Origin of the sequence: Vibrio coralliirubri (assembly GCF_024347375.1) — a bacterium.
Lineage (GTDB): Bacteria > Pseudomonadota > Gammaproteobacteria > Enterobacterales > Vibrionaceae > Vibrio > Vibrio coralliirubri.
Window position 1 is genome coordinate 354,576 of record NZ_AP025471.1, and the last position, 17,472, is coordinate 372,047.

Genomic DNA, 17,472 nt, shown 5'->3' on the forward strand with positions numbered 1-17,472 from the left:
TCCTTACAAGTTATTATGCAAATATTAAGCATTAAATAATGATGTGGTGATTACCTTTTTCGGGTTTTTGCTCGCATTAATCGTCGTGATTCCTTTGTTTTGCCATTGCGATTTACTCTTATGCTCAATGTTCTTTTATCCCTAAAAATACTTCTATAACGTTTTGTTTATCATTTGTTTCGTTTCTCAATAAGTATCGATAAAGTTGTTGCTAAAGACTTGTAGCACAAGGTATTTGTGCTTATTGTGGTCAGCAGTATCTAGGTTATGTCCCAACGAGCTATGATTGCTGATTTGGGAAATGTTTCGCATTAGGAGTCATTGTGGATTTAGAGATATATCAAGTAGATTCGTTTACAACTCAAGCGTTTAAAGGAAACCCTGCCGGGGTCTGTATCTCTCAAGATCCGTTGGATGAGTCGTTAATGTTTTCAATCGCAGAAGAGATGGCGGTATCCGAAACGGCTTTTCTTGCGCTTAACACGATGACGCTTAAATGGTTCACTCCCGAAGTCGAAGTGAAGCTGTGTGGGCATGGCACACTGGCAATGGTTCATGTAATGAAAGAACAAGGATTGCTTGAGACAGGTGATAAGGTCGTGTTTAACACTTTATCTGGGGAGTTATCTGCCGCAGTTTGTGAATCGTCTATCGAGCTTGATTTCCCTAGCACCAAACTGTCATTACATTCTGAACCCAACCTCACGCTGCTTGAACATCTAGGTTTAGAGCCGCATCAAGTCGTATCATTCCAAGAATTTGAATCTAAGCAGTTAATCGAAGTTTCCAGTGAACAAGTGCTATTGGAGCTTTCACCAAACTTTGATGCGTTAAAAGGTATTCAAGGGCGAGGTGTTGTGGTGACAGCGCTGGCATCAAATACGGAACTTGATTTTGTTTCTCGCTACTTTGCACCTTGGGTAGGGGTTAATGAAGATCCTGTTACCGGCTCGGCACATTGCGCATTGACGCAGTACTGGGCTGAAAAGCTCAACAAAAGCAGTTTCAGTGCTTATCAGGCGTCTCGTCGTGGTGGTTATATGTCGACAGAGCTCTTAGCTAATGGGCGAATAAAGTTAATCGGTTCTGCGACCACTGTGATTAGTGGAGTGTTGAAGCTTTAGATCTCTATAGAAGCTTTAGAGCGCAGGTTCCCCCTGTTTAGTTGGAACCGCCTAGTACGTTTTATTCGACTGTTGACAGTTAAAAGAGGCGGCTAGGGCGTAATGTGTTATTGAAGGAATCACCGTGTCTGCCTTTTATCTTTCTCAAGTATTAGTCGCGATAGCCATTTGTTTTGATCTTCTGTCATTCCAATTCAAGGAAAGGAAGAAAATCGTCACTTGTCTGTTCTTTGCTGGCGTTCTTATTTCGAGTCACTTTATCCTTCTCGAACAATGGACAGCGGCGAGCTTAATGACGATTGCCACGATTCGCTATTTGACGAGCGTCTTTTCTACCTCGTCTAAGTTTAAATATTTGTTCTGCTCGATGTCGGTGGTCGCAACCGCTGTGACTTATTCGGGGCTGACCAGCATATTGAGTTGCTTTGCCTCCGTATTTCAAACCTTTGCTGCCTTCAATAAAGATGACCGTCGATTAAGAGAGTTGATGATCATCGGAACCAGCTTTTGGCTGATTCACAATTACTTAGTTGGCTCGCCAACAGCGGTTGTTATGGAGGCGCTGTTTATCTGCAGTAACTTGGTGGGCTATTACCGTTTTTACTTCAGAAAGAGTGCCGCTGCTTAGGTTTACAACTGAAGCTAAGACCCAAGTTGTTAATCAATTCAATACTAGCTAGGAGAGCTTGATGCCAAACATTTACAATGATGTTCCTTCATCAATACCCAACGAGATATTCAATGAGCTGATTGCCAACGACAGTGTTCGAATTGAAAGAATATTGTCGCATGGGCACAGTTCACCAGAAGAGGGTTGGTATGACCAAGATGAGAATGAATGGGTGATGGTGATTGAAGGTCAAGGCGTCATCGAGTTTGAAGATGGACGCGTTGTTACCTTGTCTAAAGGGGATTACATCAACATTGCTGCGAGAGAAAAGCACAAGGTTGTTGGCACAGATAAAGATACGGTGACGATCTGGCTCGCTGTGTTTTATCGTTGATATCTTGCTCTAGAACTGAGGCTGTTGAGTTTGGGTTACAGAGCCTGCTGATTCAGCGGTTTATTTGCACCTCTGAAAGGACTTAAGACAAAAAGGAGTATGTTGTGGTTAGAATTCGAAACTATCAAGCGAGTGATGACAAAGCACTGTGGGAGATCTTCTTTCATACCGTACGTAACGTGAATGTTCGAGATTATTCTCAACAGCAAGTCGAAGCTTGGGCACCCAGTAGCTTTGACTTTGCGTTATGGCAAAAGCGTATGAATGGGTTACAGCCCTTTGTGGCTGAGCTCGATGGCTGCGTTGTTGGCTATACTGACCTGCAACCCAACGGCTTGATTGATCACTTTTTCTGTCACCACGAATATCAAGGGAAAGGTGTAGGAAAAGCCTTGATGGAACATGTTTTCACTGTGGGTCGAGTTCGTGGCGTATCGAGATATTTCTCTGAAGTAAGTATTACCGCAAAGCCTTTTTATGAGCATCTTGGCTTTAAGGTGGTTAATGAACAGGAAGTCGAAATGCGGGGCGTAAAGCTGACCAATTACGTGATGGAAAAGATAGTTGAAGATGGACAAGGCAGCTGAATAGGTGGACTCGTGTTCTTAGGGATACAGACATCGAGTTTGAAATATTAATGAACCTTATTAAGGATAACTTTTCCTGATCTATTGATATTGTCGATGAGTTCAAATTGTGTGCAAGATAATTTGTCTAATCTAAACATTGAGTGAATACAAGGAGTGTTGTTCATGAGTCATGTGAGTAGATCTAAACTATATACATTAGTATCGATGTTGTCCTTCGCTGTTGGCGTTCTTGCCTTAGATGCTGGGGTATCGGGGCTATTTCCTCTCTTTGTTGTTGTCATTTCATTCTTTTCATTCGTCATCAACTCGTTTCTTTGTTTGTTCGGAGGTAAACGTGAAGATGGCTTTGATGCCTATCAAAAAGCAAATCAGACTCGGTCGGGAGCACTGATCAAAGGCCTAAAAGACTCGAGCAAATAAACCTGTGCTTTCAGACGAACGGTAATCTCATTTTTGATACAGTTTTCACCTGCTTTTTGTTCTCTTATTCAAGAAAAATCATCACTTTAGAGATAATATTCACTTCAACTAATATCAGTGAAGGAAGAAAAGTGGGAATTGAAGCTTTAGCGTTTGTGATGGACGCACTAATCACCGCATGTTGCATGTATATCGCCTCTAAGATGTCTTTCGTGGTCGCAGATTTTAAATCCCTTCTTACTATTGCTGTTATCGTTGCTTTGGTGTCATTGATTCCAACAGTGGGCTGGGTGTTAGGGTTGATTCTGTTTGTGTTCCTACTCGGGAAAGCGACGCACTCTAGTATTGGTGATTGCATCTGGGTGGTGGTCTTCACGAAGGTGGTATCGATGGCGGCATTTCTGATATTCGGACGCTTGTTTATGTAATGAGGGTTCTTGCTTATCAAAAGGCAGGCTCGGCTTTTGATACCTATCTTTACTTGGTATTTAAACATGAAGAGGGTGAGAACCTGTCACACCCTCTAAGAACCTTTGGACTGGGTTAGTCTTTGCTATTTAGGCAGTAACACACCATTGATCACATGGATGACACCATTGCTCGCTTCAACATCTGCCATCACGACCTCGGCTTTATTGATCATGACGCTACCGTGATCCATCCCTACCATTACCGCTTCGCCTTGGACTGTTACAGCACTATCAAGTTTCATCACTTCAGACGCCATTATTTTTCCTGGTACCACATGATAGGTCAGTACTGCGATCAGCTTGTCTTTGTTTTCTGGCTTCAACAGCATATCAACCGTTCCTTCTGGTAGTGCAGCGAACGCTTCATCCGTTGGCGCAAACACAGTGAAGGGACCATCACCTTTCAATGTTTCAACTAAGCCTGCCGCTTTTACTGCAGCTACCAAGGTATTGAAAGAGCCGTTTTCAGCCGCCACGTCAACGATGTCTTTCTTCATCCCGTGGTGATCAGCGTGAGCAAAAGCCGTAAAAAGAAGCGTCGCAACTAGCACTGACATGGTTTTGATTACTTTATTAAACATATTGTCTTCCTTTGAGTTTTGTCCGTTATTTTCGAGAGGTATTACGAAAGCCCAATCGTGATAGATCAATTTGTTGTGTCTTTGAGTGAATGGTTAACGATATCGACTGCGGCAAGCGAATAAATTTATATTGTTAAATGCTTGTTATAATTCCATTTTGATGCTTATAGTTATTTGATGATTATTCAAATAATGGATGTGAATATGAGGTTTGTTTTACCAGTAGTCTTTTCTGCATTGGCTTCAATGCCTGCATACAGTGGCCTTGCTCCAAGTGAAGGCTTCAGCGGTAACTTCAGTGTATTAGCCGGTTTCTACTCTGACAGTAGTAATTTGAGTACTGAACAAGATTCTAATCAAGCCACCAACACCCAGGAAGGGGAGAGTGAAAACCAAGGGCTACTCGGATTTTTGGGTACTGTTCAATATACTTTTGGCGAATCGCTGACTCACCAAGTGTATGCGGGTACAACACGAGAGGATATTGCAACAGGTACCATTGCGTTTGAGATCGGTTATCGATATCAACTTTCTGGTGGCACCATATTGGATTTTTCTGTTCTTCCTACGCTTGTCTCGGGTAAGGCTTGGTCTGACCCTTACGCGGTTGGCGTTAATCGAAACGAAACCGATTTAAAAGGTAATGTTGGGCGATTGCAAATGACCAACATAGGCGGCACTGGCTTTCGAACGGATTTCGCGATTGGTGAGTCCGACGTTGATGATGAGCTGTCTGGGACTTCATTGGGGCTATCTGCTGAAGAGATAGCACTGCTTAATAGGGAACGAATCTATGTGTATGCCAAAGCAGGATACCCTTTCATCTTAGCTAACCAAGCGGGTGTGTTCGTTCCATCCATGGTGTATTTCCACTCTGATGCGGAAGGCGGAGCGTTTAGCTTTGATAGTTACGGTATTGAATTAAATTACGCCAAGAAAATTGGTCGTCACGGTTTTGTTGTCACGTTGGATGCACATGATCGTCAGTACGATGAAGCGAACCCAATCTATGGAAAAGCCCGTGATGAGAGCGAATACGGTGCTTTTTTAGCGTATGAGTTTGGTGGTTTGATGGGCTATAAAGATTGGGCGTTCATTACTTTACTGGGTTTAAGAAGCATAGATTCTAATATCGATTTCTATAACTCCGAGCAAGTATTAGCGAGTGTGGGTGTGGATTATAAATTCTGATATTTACACTATGTTAAAAATATTCATCAAAGCACAAGTTTAAGTTCAGTCTTACTATTTGTTTAATTATTTCGGGCACTTACACCTTTAAAGGTTGTAGGTGCCCGTTGCTATCCGTAATATGAAAATTAGCTTATGGATAGAAATAATAGGATAAGGAAGCGCTTTGGAAATACAAATTAGACATTTAGAAGCAACGGATAGCCAAGATATTTTCGATATTTATCGCCGCCCTTCAGTTTCAGAAAACACCTCACAAAAGCCTTATCTTAGTTCTGACCAAGTGGAGCGACTGTTTGGCCATTCAGACCATTTCACTCTGGTTGCGGAGGTATCCGGCAAAGTAGTGGGCCACATTACTTTATTCATGACCACCAAGGTAAGAGACAGGCACTGCGCTGGTCTTGGTATTGCGATTCACCCGGATATGCATGGTAAAGGGGTCGGTAAGGCGTTAATGCAAGAAGCGATCAATCAGGCGGATAACTGGCTTAACCTCGTGCGTCTTGAGTTAGAGGTTCATGCCGATAACCACGCCGCTATTGCTTTGTATGAACGTGTAGGTTTTCAGTTAGAAGGCACAAAAAGGCTGAGTACGTTCAAAGCGGGTAAGTACATCGATATGTTACTAATGTCGAGAATTCGACCGGATTACCTTTGAACGCGAAGTGACTCGATATAACTGAAACAGTTGAAGTAAGGTATTAATTAACAAGGTTATTTTAATAAAACCCTCAAACTTTATTAGCTTGAGGGTTTTGTGTTTATAAGCATTCGTCACTATCAGCTTTTTTGATAAGATCGCTATGGATTATCGATGCCAAAGCCATTTCTCAGTGCAAACTGAATCAGTTCGGTATGGTTGTCGAGTTCCAAAATATCCAACATGCGGTATTTGTGTGACTCAATGGTTCTAGGGCTTAAAAAGAGGATCTCTGCACATTGCTTTGCGGTGTAACCTTGTGCCAATTGAGTCAGAACCGCACACTGCCTTTTGGTCAGCAATAATAGCTTTTCACTCTCGTTAATATTATTGGTTTCATCGCTGGTGACACTACGCGTCATTTTGGAATGCTGCCAAAAACAGAGCCAGATATCACTCAGCAATTTGATTCGCTTCATGTCAGCTTCTTCAATTGGCTTATCGTAACGATTGAACCGTGAGAAGCCGATAGCTCCCCACTGCTGGCCAAACAACGAAAGGCTTACAATCCCATGCCAATGAGCGCCTTCTTCATAAAGTACACGTAACGGGTCGAGTTTATGGTTCTTTAGTGTTTCTTCAGGGAACAACTGCCAACACTCTTTTGAACGTAAAAGCTTAAGGTAATCAAGATAATTGCCTTTTAGAAAGCGTTCCATTTCAAGCGGTGGAGTATCTGTTTGGGATACGGAAATACTTTTTCCTGTATCCAGAAGAATCATTGAGTTTGGAAATAGGGTAAGTCTGTCGAGCTTAAACCAAGCGAGCGCTTCTCTTGCCAGTAACAAAAAAGTGCTATCGAAATCTTTGGGTTGGCATGCGGTCAAAGTGTTGGTTTGGTGAGAGAGGAGATCCTCAAAGCTCGCGAATAGGTTGTTTTTCATATCGACCGTCTTTTGTGATTTTAGACAAAATAGCGGCAATAACTAAAGTGTGTCAACCTAATAATAGAATGTCGTTCTGAATAAGGTGTGGCGAGTATTCTTAAATGCTACTGAGTAATATATTAGTTTTATCGAGAAACGATTAGTGAAATTCACACTGAACTCTGTATAGTAGCAACCGTTTGCTTCGTATAACCCCAATGATATGGTTTGGGGGTCTCTACCAGCTCCCGCAAAGTGCTGATTACGAAGGGTTTAGATGGCTTTGTTGCGTAATTAAATTTAGAGATAGAGCCAACCCGTTTCGCTTGTTTCTTAGTCAATACGACAAGTTTCAGGCATACCTAACCCAGTAAGCTTGTTCAACGCTTTTATCATCGCGTAAGTTTCACCCACCTGGGCATTGTAATTTCTTAAGCTCAGTTTCCCTCCTAGCAACTGTTTAACTCGATACATCGCTGTTTCTGAGAGTGAACGTTTGTGGTATCCATACCGCTCTTTCCAATACTTATTTGAGTCGTATAATTTCTGGCAACCCACGGCGAAATTTCGAGGGTGACCACGCTCCCAGAAGGCAGCCCCTTCTCTTGGGGGAATAAGCGCAATAGCTCCCTTAATCTTAATAGCAGCGTGACACGCTCTCGTGTCGTAAGCGCCATCACCAGACACCTCAAGGATACTTCGGCGTGTTTGTTTCAGTAAGTTCGGGAGTACTTCTCCATCTGTAACCGTCGATAAACTTAGCTCGGCGGCAATGATCTCATGAGTGTTGGTATCGACTGCAATATGCAGCTTTCGCCAGACTCTACGCTTGCCATCCGTCCCATGTTTTTTGACTTTCCATTCACCTTCGCCATAAACCTTAAGGCCAGTAGCATCAATGGCTAGGTGCTGTATCGCTCCTCTCGTTTTAGTCTTAAATGAAACCTCAACTTGCTTGGCTCTACGACTGATGCAGGTGTAATGCGGACAACTTAACGGTACATGGGCTAACCTAAATATCGAGTCGATAAATCCTTGCAGCGCTCTCAATGGCATAGAAAAAACTCGTTTGACCATGAGTGCTGTCGTGATAGCTAAATCACTGAACCGACGCGGCCTACCGCGCTTATTCTGTTTGCTTTGCGCCCATCCGCTTATTGCTTCTTCATCAATCCAAAAAGTCAGAGAACCACGGTTAATGAGTGATCGGTTGTATTGCTTCCAGTTGGTTGTTTTATAACGAGGCTTAGGCATAGGACTACGAGATAGAGTGGAGGTAGCTGATCAGATCGTAGGTTCTTGATTTAGTTCCATTGAATTACGCAACAAAGCCGGTTTAGATCACAATTGTGTTCTTACTCTTTGTAATGGCGTTCAAGAAAACCTCCTGTCTATTATTCAGAGTAAGTGCACACCTAAAATCCATAGTAGGTGAAATATGAACGCATTTATTCAAGGGCTCCCAAAAGTAGAGTTGCATTTACACATTGAAGGCTCGCTTGAGCCTGAGTTACTTTTCCAGCTTGCTCAACGCAATGGCATTGATCTGCCTTATTCATCCCCAGAGCAACTAAGACGCGCATACGAATTTGATGATTTGCAATCATTTCTGGATATCTATTATCAAGGTGCCGATGCATTGCGCACTGAACAAGATTTCTATGATTTAACTTGGGCGTATTTAGAGCGCTGTAAAGCCGACAACGTTATTCATACTGAGATTTTCTTTGATCCTCAAACACATACGGAGCGCGGTATTGCATTTGAAACTGTGATTAACGGGATTCATCGTGCGCTCGAAAGTGGTCAAAAACAGTTAGGTATCTCTTCTCAAATTATCGCTTGTTTCTTACGACATCTGTCTGAAGAGAGCGCTATTCAAACGTTCGCCGATGTGTTGAAGCATCAAGATAAGATCGTCGGGGTTGGGCTGGACTCTTCTGAATTAGGACACCCACCAGAGAAGTTCAAGCGTGTATTCCAACAAGCAAAACAAGCGGGCTTCTTAACGGTGGCGCATGCAGGAGAAGAAGGGCCGGCTCAAAACATCGTCGATGCGATTGAAATGCTCAGCGTGAGTCGAGTGGATCATGGTGTGCAGTGCATGACAGACGAAGCATTAATCGAAGAACTGATTGAAACTAAAATGCCACTGACGGTTTGCCCACTGTCGAATATTAAATTGCGTGTATTCGATGTGATGGAAGACCACAACATTGTCGAACTGTTGAGAAAGGGTGTGGCTGTAACGATTAACTCGGATGACCCTGCTTATTTCGGTGGTTACATGTCGGATAACTTTAATGCGGTGAGCCAAGCTCATGAGATGACGCGCCAGGAGTTAGCGCAGTTTAGTTTGAATGCGATAGACGCGAGCTTTATCGAAGAGTCATTGAAGCAGCAATATCGAGAGCTTGTTCAAGGTTACTTAACTAAAACTAAAGCTAAAGCTGATTCTGAGTAGTCTGTCGTTTAGATTTCGACGGCCGAAACTCTGAAGCATAGCGCCTTATAACGACCGACATATGTTGGTCGTTTTTATATTGGCTACAAGCGATTGTTAGACCAAGGAACAACTTAACTTATTAAAGAATATGATCTTATTTAGCAAAAAACAGCTTACCTTGGCTGTGATGCACTACATTTAGAGGGAGTGTAGAGATACAGTAACCACGCTGTATAGATACAGAGTTAGCGATTGTCGGAGGAGGAATACAGCGTTGTTAGACCCAACAATCAGTGAGCAAATAGAGTGGCCATGTGAATTGCCGCAAGAATTGATCGATAGCCTAATCGAAATTGCTGTTTTCAAAACGAGTGTTCATAGCCTCGAAATTACCCAAAAATTCCAAAACCTGCCTGGCGTTTTCTATATTCTCAGCGGCTCCGCGGGAATCTGCTTTTCTACCGAAAATATGAAAAGCATATCCGGTGGTGTGATCGGAAGGGGAGATTGGATAGGCGCTTTGACTATTCATGCCAACTACAACCTCTTCGCTGTGGCAGAGGAGGTCGAGCCTATCACTATGGTACTGTTTCCCGCCGAGAAAGTGTTAGCGCTGGCTGAAGAGCAGTGCATGGTATTCAAATGGCTGCTGCACAGTGGGACCAGAGCACAATCTATTTGGATGCAAGCTTACTTATCCTCCATTCATGAAAAAGAACAGAAAACCATTTACGTTTTGTTGGAACTTGCGGCGCGCCAGAACAATATTGCAGGTGCGACCGTGAGTATTAATATCTCACAAACTCAATTGAGTACCATTACCGGGATCTCGAGACCCAGATTGAATGAGGTGCTCAAAGGAATAGAGCAACAGGGCTTAGTGAAGATCCAAAGAGGGAAGGTGTTTATCACCGATATTGAGGGTTTGTATGAGCGTATTTCACCAATGAATTTGATGATGCGAGATCCTGTCGCTGAGATTAAGGTGTGAAACTTTAACAGCAGAGCTAACCTTTGGATGATTAGATTTCAATGATTAATAAATATCAAAGAAAAAATTATGCACAGTGTTCTTTTAGGAACATACATCAAAAGAGAATACCTATAATGTTCACTCTAGATTTATAAATTGAATTAGAGCGGAATAGAATTGTTATGAAAATGGCTGTATTGGAATATAAAGTATTGGGACTTGGTGACTGGATTAAAACAAGGGTTTCTAGCCGCTGTGCCCATTTACTAGCAGCTGAGTATAAAGCGCTAGGATGGCCAACTAAAGTGGATGGTAAAGTGTTATCGACTGAGTCTGTTTAATCTCTATAAGCCTAAATCATCTAGATGAAGACAAAAAAGAAGCTGGCAGTGTGCCAGCTTCTCTCATTTTTAAACTAAGCTCATTGAGCTACTTGTTCACGTAGTCTTTGAATTTCTGCTTGGTTTCAGCATCCGCTTTTTCGTACCAGAAATAGAGCATCTCTTCAGCTGTATTTGCGGCATTTCCGTCAATCTTTGCTGGAAGCGTTACTGGTTGTGCTACAGCAGCCGCTGCGCCCGCGCTCGCACCTACTGTAAGTGCTGCGATGCCGCCTTTCTGGTTGTATTCCTTCGCTTCTTGCGGGTACTTACGACCAATCTGCATGCCATCTTTGATTAGCTTATCTTGCTTAACACTGATTGCATTTTGGTTTTCATCAACCAGTTTCCAATCTAAGTTTTGAAGGCCTTTTTTCGCTTCGTTGGTGTTACGGAACTTAGGCATGTCAAACGTCAATGTTGTGTCTGTCGCATCAAACGTAGCAATGATGGTATCGCTATCGACAAACTCGCGGTCGTTACCTTGGCTGAAAGCAAGTTGATATTTGAAAACAATTTGGTTCACGCCATCTGGAACGGTGATCGTTTTGCTCGAAGAGAAGAAACCACCGTCGAGATCAGGTTTAGCCTCATTAACAGCTAAGACTTCGACTAAAGCATCTGCGCTAGAAGGAACTTCAATTGTTACATCAGCTAACACTTGTGGCGCTGCGATAATTGTGGAAAGCAGCGCAATGGATTGTAATGTTTTCATAGTCATACAGTTATTTAGGTGAGTTATATTACACTCGCATGCATAAAGCAGTATTTCAAGCTACCTTGTCTCGATTTGGAAAAATTCACCGAAACTTAACCAAAGCCTAGTTTTTGAACGTGTCGATTGTACGGTTTCTGTGCGAGTGAGGGCGTGATCTTGCACTTTCCTCTGTCACGTCATCATCGACGTCCAGTGAGGCTTGAGAAGAAGGTAGAGAGATATAAATAGGAATAATTGCCGCCACCCAAATGGCATAGATGGTAATGACTCGGTTGAAGGCGACGAACCAGGTTTCACTGCCGCTACCAGACAAGTAGTAACCCAATAAGGTAAGTAAGGTGCAGGCAATAGCCCACATCACGGCTGATAGTGGATCTTTCGTTGTGGCTGCGAGCAAGACGATCGTAATGTAGGGCACGGCCATGGCAATGCCCAAAGGTACATGACAGTCGACCACAAAAATAATGGTGGCACCGAGTGCTAAGAATAAATGTGGGCCAGTGCTAGGTAAATTTACATTCCATATCATATGACACCTTCTTTTACCCCGTTTGTCGTTGCTGGTGGAGTTTGTGTATTAATCGTGTTGCTTGATGGCTGTTGACCATCAACCGATTGATGAGTTGCTGAAGCAATTCAGCCTCGGGCATGATGTGCTTCTCCGTTACCTTCTCAGCCGCGGTTGCGAGCTCGAATACTTCACTCATTTGATACCTTGATGCAATTGCTTTAACTGCCTTTAATGTTCTGGAGAGGTCATCTTGCTTGGCATCCGAAAATAGCTCTATCAACTCATCGATTTCGTTTTCTAACTCATCAACGAGAGAAGTTAAGCATTTGAGCTTTTCGTCTGATTTAAGCTCATCGTTAGCTAAGAATTGGCTACGCGACAGTTCTTCTTCTGTGAGTGGCAGTTTGTTCTTAGGATGACGTGTCAATATGGTTACGTTGCTTTCTGCTTTGTTTGGAAGATTGTGTGCGTTAGCGGAGTTATGGCGGTTGACTTCAAACTGGTGATGAAATTCATTGATGGCGTTTTGTAAGCTGTTTTTCTGCAATGGTTTGGTGAGAACGAAATCTGCACCTGAAACGATAAATTCATCGTGAGCTTCTTTGAATACGTCCGCCGTACAGGCAAAAATAACGGTAGTGAGCTTGAGCTCGTCGCGGATTTTTTGAATCGCTTCGATACCACTCATGTTGGGCATGTGGTTGTCCATTATGATGAGGTCGTATTGATTTGATGCCAGTTTATCGAGTGCTTGCAAGCCGTCGTAGGCGTTCTCTACGGTTAAGTTGATCGATTCACAGAACTTCCTAATTACCATTGCATTGATTTTGTTGTCTTCGACTAACAATACCGACAAGTTATCGAGTACATCATTTGCTTTAAGCGTCTCTTTTTCGACGACTTTTTCTTCGACTTCATGTATTTCAAGCGGAAGTGAGATGGTAAATCGAGTGCCGAAATTAAGCTGGCTGGCCACCGTGATTGTGCCGCCCATCAGTTCGACTAACTGTTTCACAATGGAAAGCCCTAATCCTGTTCCGCCAAACTTACGAGTCGTTGAGAGTTCGGCTTGTTCGAATGCCGTGAATATATGGTCGATCTTGTCTTCTGCTATACCAATACCCGTATCCGTCACTAAAATATTCACGCTTGGTGGAGTAGTAGGGGCTATCAAGAATTCTACTTCGACCTTTCCTGACTCAGTAAATTTGACTGCATTGCCTGCCAAATTGAACAGTATCTGACGCGTACGTGCTGAATCACCAATAAGCTGAAGATTGGTTGGGACATTGTCTTTAATGATAAAAGCGAGGCCTTTATCTTCTGCAAGAGGCGTCAGTGTTTTATCAAGGTGTGTCACGACGTCGGTAACCGAGAAGGGGCTTAATTCTAGCTCCATCTTTCCTTGTTCGACCTTAGAAAAATCAAGAATGTCATTCAATATGGTGACGAGATGCTGACCAGAGTCGATGATGATTTGGGCGTGTTTACGAGTATTCTCGCTGTGTGAATCCTCTTTGATTATCTGAGCAATGCCTAATACGCCATTCATTGGGGTGCGTAACTCGTGGCTCATGGTCGCGAGAAAGAGAGATTTTGCTTCGCTGGCTCTTTCTGCTTTGTCTGCGGCTTCTTGGTAAGAGAGATTGTTTCTCTTGAGTTCGAAGACTCTAAGGATAAATAAGGTGAACGAGAAGGCGAAGGTCAGTAGTGCAAGTGTGAGGATCAGCTTAACGGTAACGTCTTTGAGTTGGTCTTGAAGCTCAGTAAATTGGTGTTCTATGTGCTCAATATACTCAGTGCTATGTAAATTAAGAACTTGAGATAGAAGAAGGCTATGTTGTTGGTTAAGTTCAACAAATGTCTGTGAAAGATTCGCTAAGTCTGAATCTACGCCCGAATGTTGCATATTAACGCCTGAAAACAAGACGCTAGCAAGGAGTTGACTCTGAATGATGAGGTCAGATTCTGCGCCAGAATTGTTATTTGTAGGCTGACTATCCGTGAGTCGCTCAGTCATGGATTTCAGAATAAATTGACGAGCGACACTGAGCCCAACGAGGTTGTCTAGCCTATCGACATTCGACATTGACGCATCATGGAATTGATCAAGCAGCTCCAGGGTTGGGAGGTGTTGAAAGAAGGTCGAGTGTATATTTTCACCTTGATAGCTATCTCTGAGCGCTTGCAGTTCTTTTTCTAAGGTGACTAAATCTGCAGACATTTGGTAAGGATTGGAAATCTCGGTGAGCGCAGCGTTAGTTATGTGGTCGCGCATCTCCAGGACCTCATGCCCCAACTCACGAACGGCTCCTCCATATTTCGAGACTTTATCATGCTCTGAATACATCAATACGATAAAACTGATCAAAACGACAAACAGGGAGATAAACACCAAAAAGACGAGTCTGACTTTATTCATTTTCAAACTCCAATAACATTTGAGGGCGGTTACCTGTTAGGGTTTCTAGGAAGACTTTGATATCGTTAATGGTCTGTTTTTCAAACGTTTTACCGAGTTGGCTTTCACCCATGATCTTTATGGCTTCCTCTAGAGTGGCGGTTTGTCCGTCGTGAAAATAGGGCGCGGTTATCGCCACGTTTCTTAAGCTAGCAACACGAAATAGATGCTTGTCTTGTGGTTGCGCGGTAAACATAAAACGACCTTGGTCTTCACTTCGCTCGGCTCCTGTTTTCGATAACCCAAAGTAACCAAATCGCATCACCATGCCGCCACCAATATTGGTGCCTTGGTGGCAACGAATGCAGCCTTCTTCTTGAAAGGTTTCCCAACCACGTTTAGCGGTTTCAGACAGTGCTGCGTTGTCACCTTGTAAATACAGGTCGAAAGGGGCGTTTGGTGTCGTCAACCCCTGCATAAATTCAATAAGTGCTGCCTTAATTGAAGCTTCGTCAATGGGCGTCGATTGTTCTTGAAATAAATTGATGTAAGTATCCGATTGAGACACATAATCCGTAATGTGTTGCCAGTTTGAATCCATTTCATCGACGTTGTGCACCGGTCCATCGATTTGATCGTCGAGGTTGTTTACTCGACCATCCCAGAAGAACCGATAGTTAAAGACTGCGTTAAAAACGGTGAGTGAATTTCTCATTCCTGCGCCGTTTACGCCAATCGAAACAGGAATCACCTCTGCGCCGTTGGTTTGCAGGCTATGACAACTTTCACAGCTCACACTGCGATTAGAAGAAAGATTCGGGTCTTTAAATAGCACCCAACCAATTTTGGCAAGCTCATGATTTATCTCGGGAGAGTTTGGAATCGGAGATATGGGTTGGCTTGAAGCCACAGTTTTATGTGCGTGTTGTGAATGAGAAGAGTGTGGTGAAGCGTGAGAGTCATCATGATCGCTTTCATGGGCGTGATTTTCTTGGTGTTCGAATGAAGTGTGCGTTTTCGAAGAGGCAGCGTCATAAACTAACATAGCGACTGAAACGACAATGACAGTGATGCTGATTCCTGCTAAATATGGCGTTTTCATAACATTAGTCCATCTAGTTTTGACAAGTATGGCAACTCAGAATCCTTCTGATATCACCCTCATTTCACTTTCCAATGATAGGTGTTATTTATAAACCTAGTTGCGCATGTGTGATGTTGCAAGATAAGGGGTAGGAAATTAAATCGCTTAGGCGGTTATCTAGCGGTTATCTAGCGGGGATTGATGGGTAGCTCTAGTTAGAATTGCATGAAGCTCTTTCAATTGAATTCAAGCCGAATGATGTTAAACGAAAAAAGCCGTGGCCACTCAAGTGAGTAACCACGGCTTTAGTATTAGATTATGTATTTGCTATAAATCTTAGTGCAATACACATCTATACAGTTTGAATCGCCTAGATTGGCTTATTTAGCTTGCGCTGCTGCCGCTTCTAGTTGCTTAAGTTTACCTTGAAGCATGTACGCATTCTGGTTGAAGTTACCTGGGTTCAGTACTTGGCTATTCTGCATTGGGTAGTCAGGTAACGTGTTCATGAACTCTTGTACTTTGCCGCCTACTGGTACGAATAGCCACATGTTGTCTGCCATCCAACGTAGGTACATGCCAGATTCGTGTGGTGCTTTTTCGAATGGGTCTGCACGTAGGTGAACGACTTGAGGCCAGTTTGGTTGGAAACGTACAGCATCTGTGATGTTGCCGTCCATTACCGCGAATGAGATCTTGAAGTCATTCCAACGTACAGCGTTTAACTCAGCGTTTGCAGAGAAGTAAAGCATGCTATCACGAGGGCCTTTTTCTTCTTCACCTTGGAAGTAAGGTAGGAAGTTGTAACCATCTAGGTGTACGCGCCAGTTTTTACCGTTGTAAGTCGCACCTTTGTCAGACGCAAGTTTCTCAACCACTTTATCATCACCAGCGGCTGCTAGTAGAGTAGGGATCCAGTCTTGGTGGCTCATGATGTCGTTGATCTTCGTCCCTGGTTTGATAGTACCAGGCCAGCGAACTAGCTGAGGGACACGCATACCGCCTTCGTAAGTTGTACCTTTCTCACCGTGGAAGTAAGTTGCGCCGCCATCAGGCCAAGAAACTGTCTCTGCACCGTTATCGGTCGAGTAGATTACGATTGTGTTGTCTGCGATCTTAAGCTCATCAAGCTTGTCTAGAAGGATACCCACTTGGTCATCGTGCTCTAGCATGCCGTCAGCGTAGATGCTGATACCAGATTTACCTTGGTATTTTTCTTGTAGACGAGTCCACACGTGCATACGAGTCGTGTTGTGCCAGATGAAGAATGGTTTGTCAGCTTTCACTGCTTTTTCCATGAATGCTAGAGATTCTTCTAGGAACTCTTCATCTGCGTGCTCCATACGCTTACGCGTCATAGGGCCTGTATCTTCAATCTTACCGTCAGAAGTCGACTTGATGACACCACGAGGGCCGAAGTTCTTACGGAACTCAGGATCTTTAGGGTAGTAGTATGTCTCAGGCTCTTCTTCCGCGTTTAAGTGGTAAAGGTTACCGAAGAACTGGTCAAAACCGTGGTTCGTTGGAAGGTGCTGGTCTTGGTCACCCATGTGGTTCTTACCGAACTGAGCTGTCATGTAGCCTTGTTCTTTAAGAAGATCTGCGATTGTTGGAGCCCAATCTGGGATACCGTGGTCAGAGCCCGGCATACCGATAGTCAGTAGACCTGTACGGAAAGGTTCTTGACCGGTTAGGAATGCAGCACGACCAGCAGTACACGATTGTTGACCGTAATGGTCAGTAAATAGTGCGCCTTCGTTAGCAATACGGTCGATGTTAGGTGTTTCGTAACCCATCATACCGTTGTTGTATGCACTGATGTTGAATACACCAATGTCATCACCCCAGATAGCAAGAATGTTTGGTTTTTCTGCTGCTGTTGCCGCTGAAGAAGCTGCTAATAAGCCAACACCTAATGCCAGTTTATTAATTTTAGTACCCATAAGGACTCCGATTCACTTTTAAGATTAATGCGTTAGAACAACACATCGATGAGCAAATGTTATTCCC

Annotated in this window: 19 protein-coding genes and 1 riboswitch; of the genes, 11 read left to right on the forward strand and 8 right to left on the reverse strand. The window is 43.3% G+C overall.

What is annotated here, in order from left to right:
* The first annotated feature begins 323 nt into the window (after nucleotides 1-323).
* The 6 genes from OCV20_RS18215 to OCV20_RS18240 all read left to right on the forward strand — a co-directional run bounded on the left by OCV20_RS18215 (nucleotide 324) and on the right by OCV20_RS18240 (nucleotide 3,566).
* On the forward strand, nucleotides 324-1,124 hold the full coding sequence (locus OCV20_RS18215) for a PhzF family phenazine biosynthesis protein (protein WP_086774267.1): 801 nt from the start codon (nucleotides 324-326) through the stop codon (nucleotides 1,122-1,124).
* Nucleotides 1,125-1,248: 124 nt separating this feature from the next.
* Entirely contained in the window at nucleotides 1,249-1,752 is a 504-nt protein-coding gene (locus OCV20_RS18220) for a YgjV family protein (RefSeq protein WP_050650519.1), read from the forward strand.
* Between the two features lie 61 nt (nucleotides 1,753-1,813).
* Nucleotides 1,814-2,128: a cupin domain-containing protein gene (locus OCV20_RS18225; RefSeq protein ID WP_086774268.1), complete on the forward strand. Its 315-nt coding sequence runs from the start codon at nucleotides 1,814-1,816 to the stop codon at nucleotides 2,126-2,128.
* A 104-nt stretch (nucleotides 2,129-2,232) separates the two neighbouring features.
* Nucleotides 2,233-2,715, forward strand: a complete 483-nt coding sequence (locus OCV20_RS18230) for a GNAT family N-acetyltransferase (protein WP_086774269.1) — start codon at nucleotides 2,233-2,235, stop codon at nucleotides 2,713-2,715.
* 165 nt (nucleotides 2,716-2,880) lie between these two features.
* Entirely contained in the window at nucleotides 2,881-3,138 is a 258-nt protein-coding gene (locus OCV20_RS18235; RefSeq protein ID WP_086774270.1) for a hypothetical protein, read from the forward strand.
* Between the two features lie 131 nt (nucleotides 3,139-3,269).
* The gene (locus OCV20_RS18240) at nucleotides 3,270-3,566 is read left to right on the forward strand and encodes a hypothetical protein (protein ID WP_017064710.1); all 297 of its coding nucleotides are present in this window, start codon (nucleotides 3,270-3,272) and stop codon (nucleotides 3,564-3,566) included.
* A gap of 125 nt (nucleotides 3,567-3,691) precedes the next feature.
* Here the strand turns inward: OCV20_RS18240 and OCV20_RS18245 are convergent, their stop codons facing one another.
* Nucleotides 3,692-4,189, reverse strand: a complete 498-nt coding sequence (locus OCV20_RS18245) for a fasciclin domain-containing protein (protein ID WP_048611089.1) — start codon at nucleotides 4,187-4,189, stop codon at nucleotides 3,692-3,694.
* A gap of 204 nt (nucleotides 4,190-4,393) precedes the next feature.
* Between OCV20_RS18245 and OCV20_RS18250 the strand changes: the two genes are divergently transcribed.
* Complete coding sequence (locus OCV20_RS18250) at nucleotides 4,394-5,380, forward strand: DUF2860 family protein (RefSeq protein ID WP_048608552.1); 987 nt, start codon at nucleotides 4,394-4,396, stop codon at nucleotides 5,378-5,380.
* A gap of 166 nt (nucleotides 5,381-5,546) precedes the next feature.
* Nucleotides 5,547-6,041: a GNAT family N-acetyltransferase gene (locus tag OCV20_RS18255; RefSeq protein WP_086774271.1), complete on the forward strand. Its 495-nt coding sequence runs from the start codon at nucleotides 5,547-5,549 to the stop codon at nucleotides 6,039-6,041.
* Nucleotides 6,042-6,184: 143 nt separating this feature from the next.
* Here the strand turns inward: OCV20_RS18255 and OCV20_RS18260 are convergent, their stop codons facing one another.
* On the reverse strand, nucleotides 6,185-6,967 hold the full coding sequence (locus tag OCV20_RS18260) for a LuxR C-terminal-related transcriptional regulator (protein WP_086774272.1): 783 nt from the start codon (nucleotides 6,965-6,967) through the stop codon (nucleotides 6,185-6,187).
* A gap of 167 nt (nucleotides 6,968-7,134) precedes the next feature.
* Nucleotides 7,135-7,234, forward strand: a riboswitch (purine riboswitch).
* A gap of 48 nt (nucleotides 7,235-7,282) precedes the next feature.
* Nucleotides 7,283-8,203, reverse strand: a complete 921-nt coding sequence (locus OCV20_RS18265) for an IS5 family transposase (RefSeq protein ID WP_086773621.1) — start codon at nucleotides 8,201-8,203, stop codon at nucleotides 7,283-7,285.
* Nucleotides 8,204-8,387: 184 nt separating this feature from the next.
* Here OCV20_RS18265 and OCV20_RS18270 point away from each other — a divergent pair, with 184 nt between their 5' ends.
* The 3 genes from OCV20_RS18270 (at nucleotide 8,388) to OCV20_RS18280 (ending at nucleotide 10,709) form a co-directional block, all read left to right on the forward strand.
* On the forward strand, nucleotides 8,388-9,413 hold the full coding sequence (locus tag OCV20_RS18270) for an adenosine deaminase (RefSeq protein ID WP_086773846.1): 1,026 nt from the start codon (nucleotides 8,388-8,390) through the stop codon (nucleotides 9,411-9,413).
* A 256-nt stretch (nucleotides 9,414-9,669) separates the two neighbouring features.
* Entirely contained in the window at nucleotides 9,670-10,386 is a 717-nt protein-coding gene (locus tag OCV20_RS18275) for a Crp/Fnr family transcriptional regulator (RefSeq protein WP_048613342.1), read from the forward strand.
* Between the two features lie 164 nt (nucleotides 10,387-10,550).
* Complete coding sequence (locus tag OCV20_RS18280; RefSeq protein WP_202910123.1) at nucleotides 10,551-10,709, forward strand: hypothetical protein; 159 nt, start codon at nucleotides 10,551-10,553, stop codon at nucleotides 10,707-10,709.
* 88 nt (nucleotides 10,710-10,797) lie between these two features.
* Here OCV20_RS18280 and OCV20_RS18285 read toward each other — a convergent pair whose 3' ends face one another.
* The 5 genes from OCV20_RS18285 to OCV20_RS18305 form a co-directional block, all read right to left on the reverse strand.
* A complete protein-coding gene (locus OCV20_RS18285) occupies nucleotides 10,798-11,463 on the reverse strand; it encodes a DUF2057 family protein (RefSeq protein WP_086773847.1) in 666 nt (221 codons plus the stop codon).
* A gap of 106 nt (nucleotides 11,464-11,569) precedes the next feature.
* Complete coding sequence (locus tag OCV20_RS18290; RefSeq protein ID WP_050621581.1) at nucleotides 11,570-11,995, reverse strand: hypothetical protein; 426 nt, start codon at nucleotides 11,993-11,995, stop codon at nucleotides 11,570-11,572.
* A gap of 13 nt (nucleotides 11,996-12,008) precedes the next feature.
* On the reverse strand, nucleotides 12,009-14,399 hold the full coding sequence (locus OCV20_RS18295; protein ID WP_086773848.1) for an ATP-binding protein: 2,391 nt from the start codon (nucleotides 14,397-14,399) through the stop codon (nucleotides 12,009-12,011).
* Complete coding sequence (locus tag OCV20_RS18300) at nucleotides 14,392-15,480, reverse strand: cytochrome-c peroxidase (RefSeq protein ID WP_086773849.1); 1,089 nt, start codon at nucleotides 15,478-15,480, stop codon at nucleotides 14,392-14,394. Before OCV20_RS18300 ends, OCV20_RS18295 begins: the two co-directional genes overlap by 8 nt.
* A gap of 362 nt (nucleotides 15,481-15,842) precedes the next feature.
* Nucleotides 15,843-17,405 carry an arylsulfatase gene (locus OCV20_RS18305; RefSeq protein WP_086773850.1) on the reverse strand — a complete coding sequence of 521 codons (1,563 nt, stop codon included), beginning with the start codon at nucleotides 17,403-17,405 and terminating at the stop codon, nucleotides 15,843-15,845.
* Between the last annotated feature and the right edge of the window lie 67 nt (nucleotides 17,406-17,472).

What these genes read in the sequence shown, in the direction of transcription:
- OCV20_RS18225 (WP_086774268.1), top strand. Translation starts at nt 1,814, where the DNA reads ATGCCAAACATTTACAATGATGTTCCTTCATCAATACCCAACGAGATA.
- OCV20_RS18235 (WP_086774270.1), top strand. Translation starts at nt 2,881, where the DNA reads ATGAGTCATGTGAGTAGATCTAAACTATATACATTAGTATCGATGTTG.
- OCV20_RS18245 (WP_048611089.1), bottom strand. Translation starts at nt 4,189, where the DNA reads ATGTTTAATAAAGTAATCAAAACCATGTCAGTGCTAGTTGCGACGCTT.
- OCV20_RS18250 (WP_048608552.1), top strand. Translation starts at nt 4,394, where the DNA reads ATGAGGTTTGTTTTACCAGTAGTCTTTTCTGCATTGGCTTCAATGCCT.
- OCV20_RS18260 (WP_086774272.1), bottom strand. Translation starts at nt 6,967, where the DNA reads ATGAAAAACAACCTATTCGCGAGCTTTGAGGATCTCCTCTCTCACCAA.
- OCV20_RS18265 (WP_086773621.1), bottom strand. Translation starts at nt 8,203, where the DNA reads ATGCCTAAGCCTCGTTATAAAACAACCAACTGGAAGCAATACAACCGA.
- OCV20_RS18270 (WP_086773846.1), top strand. Translation starts at nt 8,388, where the DNA reads ATGAACGCATTTATTCAAGGGCTCCCAAAAGTAGAGTTGCATTTACAC.
- OCV20_RS18280 (WP_202910123.1), top strand. Translation starts at nt 10,551, where the DNA reads ATGAAAATGGCTGTATTGGAATATAAAGTATTGGGACTTGGTGACTGG.
- OCV20_RS18285 (WP_086773847.1), bottom strand. Translation starts at nt 11,463, where the DNA reads ATGAAAACATTACAATCCATTGCGCTGCTTTCCACAATTATCGCAGCG.
- OCV20_RS18290 (WP_050621581.1), bottom strand. Translation starts at nt 11,995, where the DNA reads ATGATATGGAATGTAAATTTACCTAGCACTGGCCCACATTTATTCTTA.
- OCV20_RS18295 (WP_086773848.1), bottom strand. Translation starts at nt 14,399, where the DNA reads ATGAATAAAGTCAGACTCGTCTTTTTGGTGTTTATCTCCCTGTTTGTC.
- OCV20_RS18300 (WP_086773849.1), bottom strand. Translation starts at nt 15,480, where the DNA reads ATGAAAACGCCATATTTAGCAGGAATCAGCATCACTGTCATTGTCGTT.
- OCV20_RS18305 (WP_086773850.1), bottom strand. Translation starts at nt 17,405, where the DNA reads ATGGGTACTAAAATTAATAAACTGGCATTAGGTGTTGGCTTATTAGCA.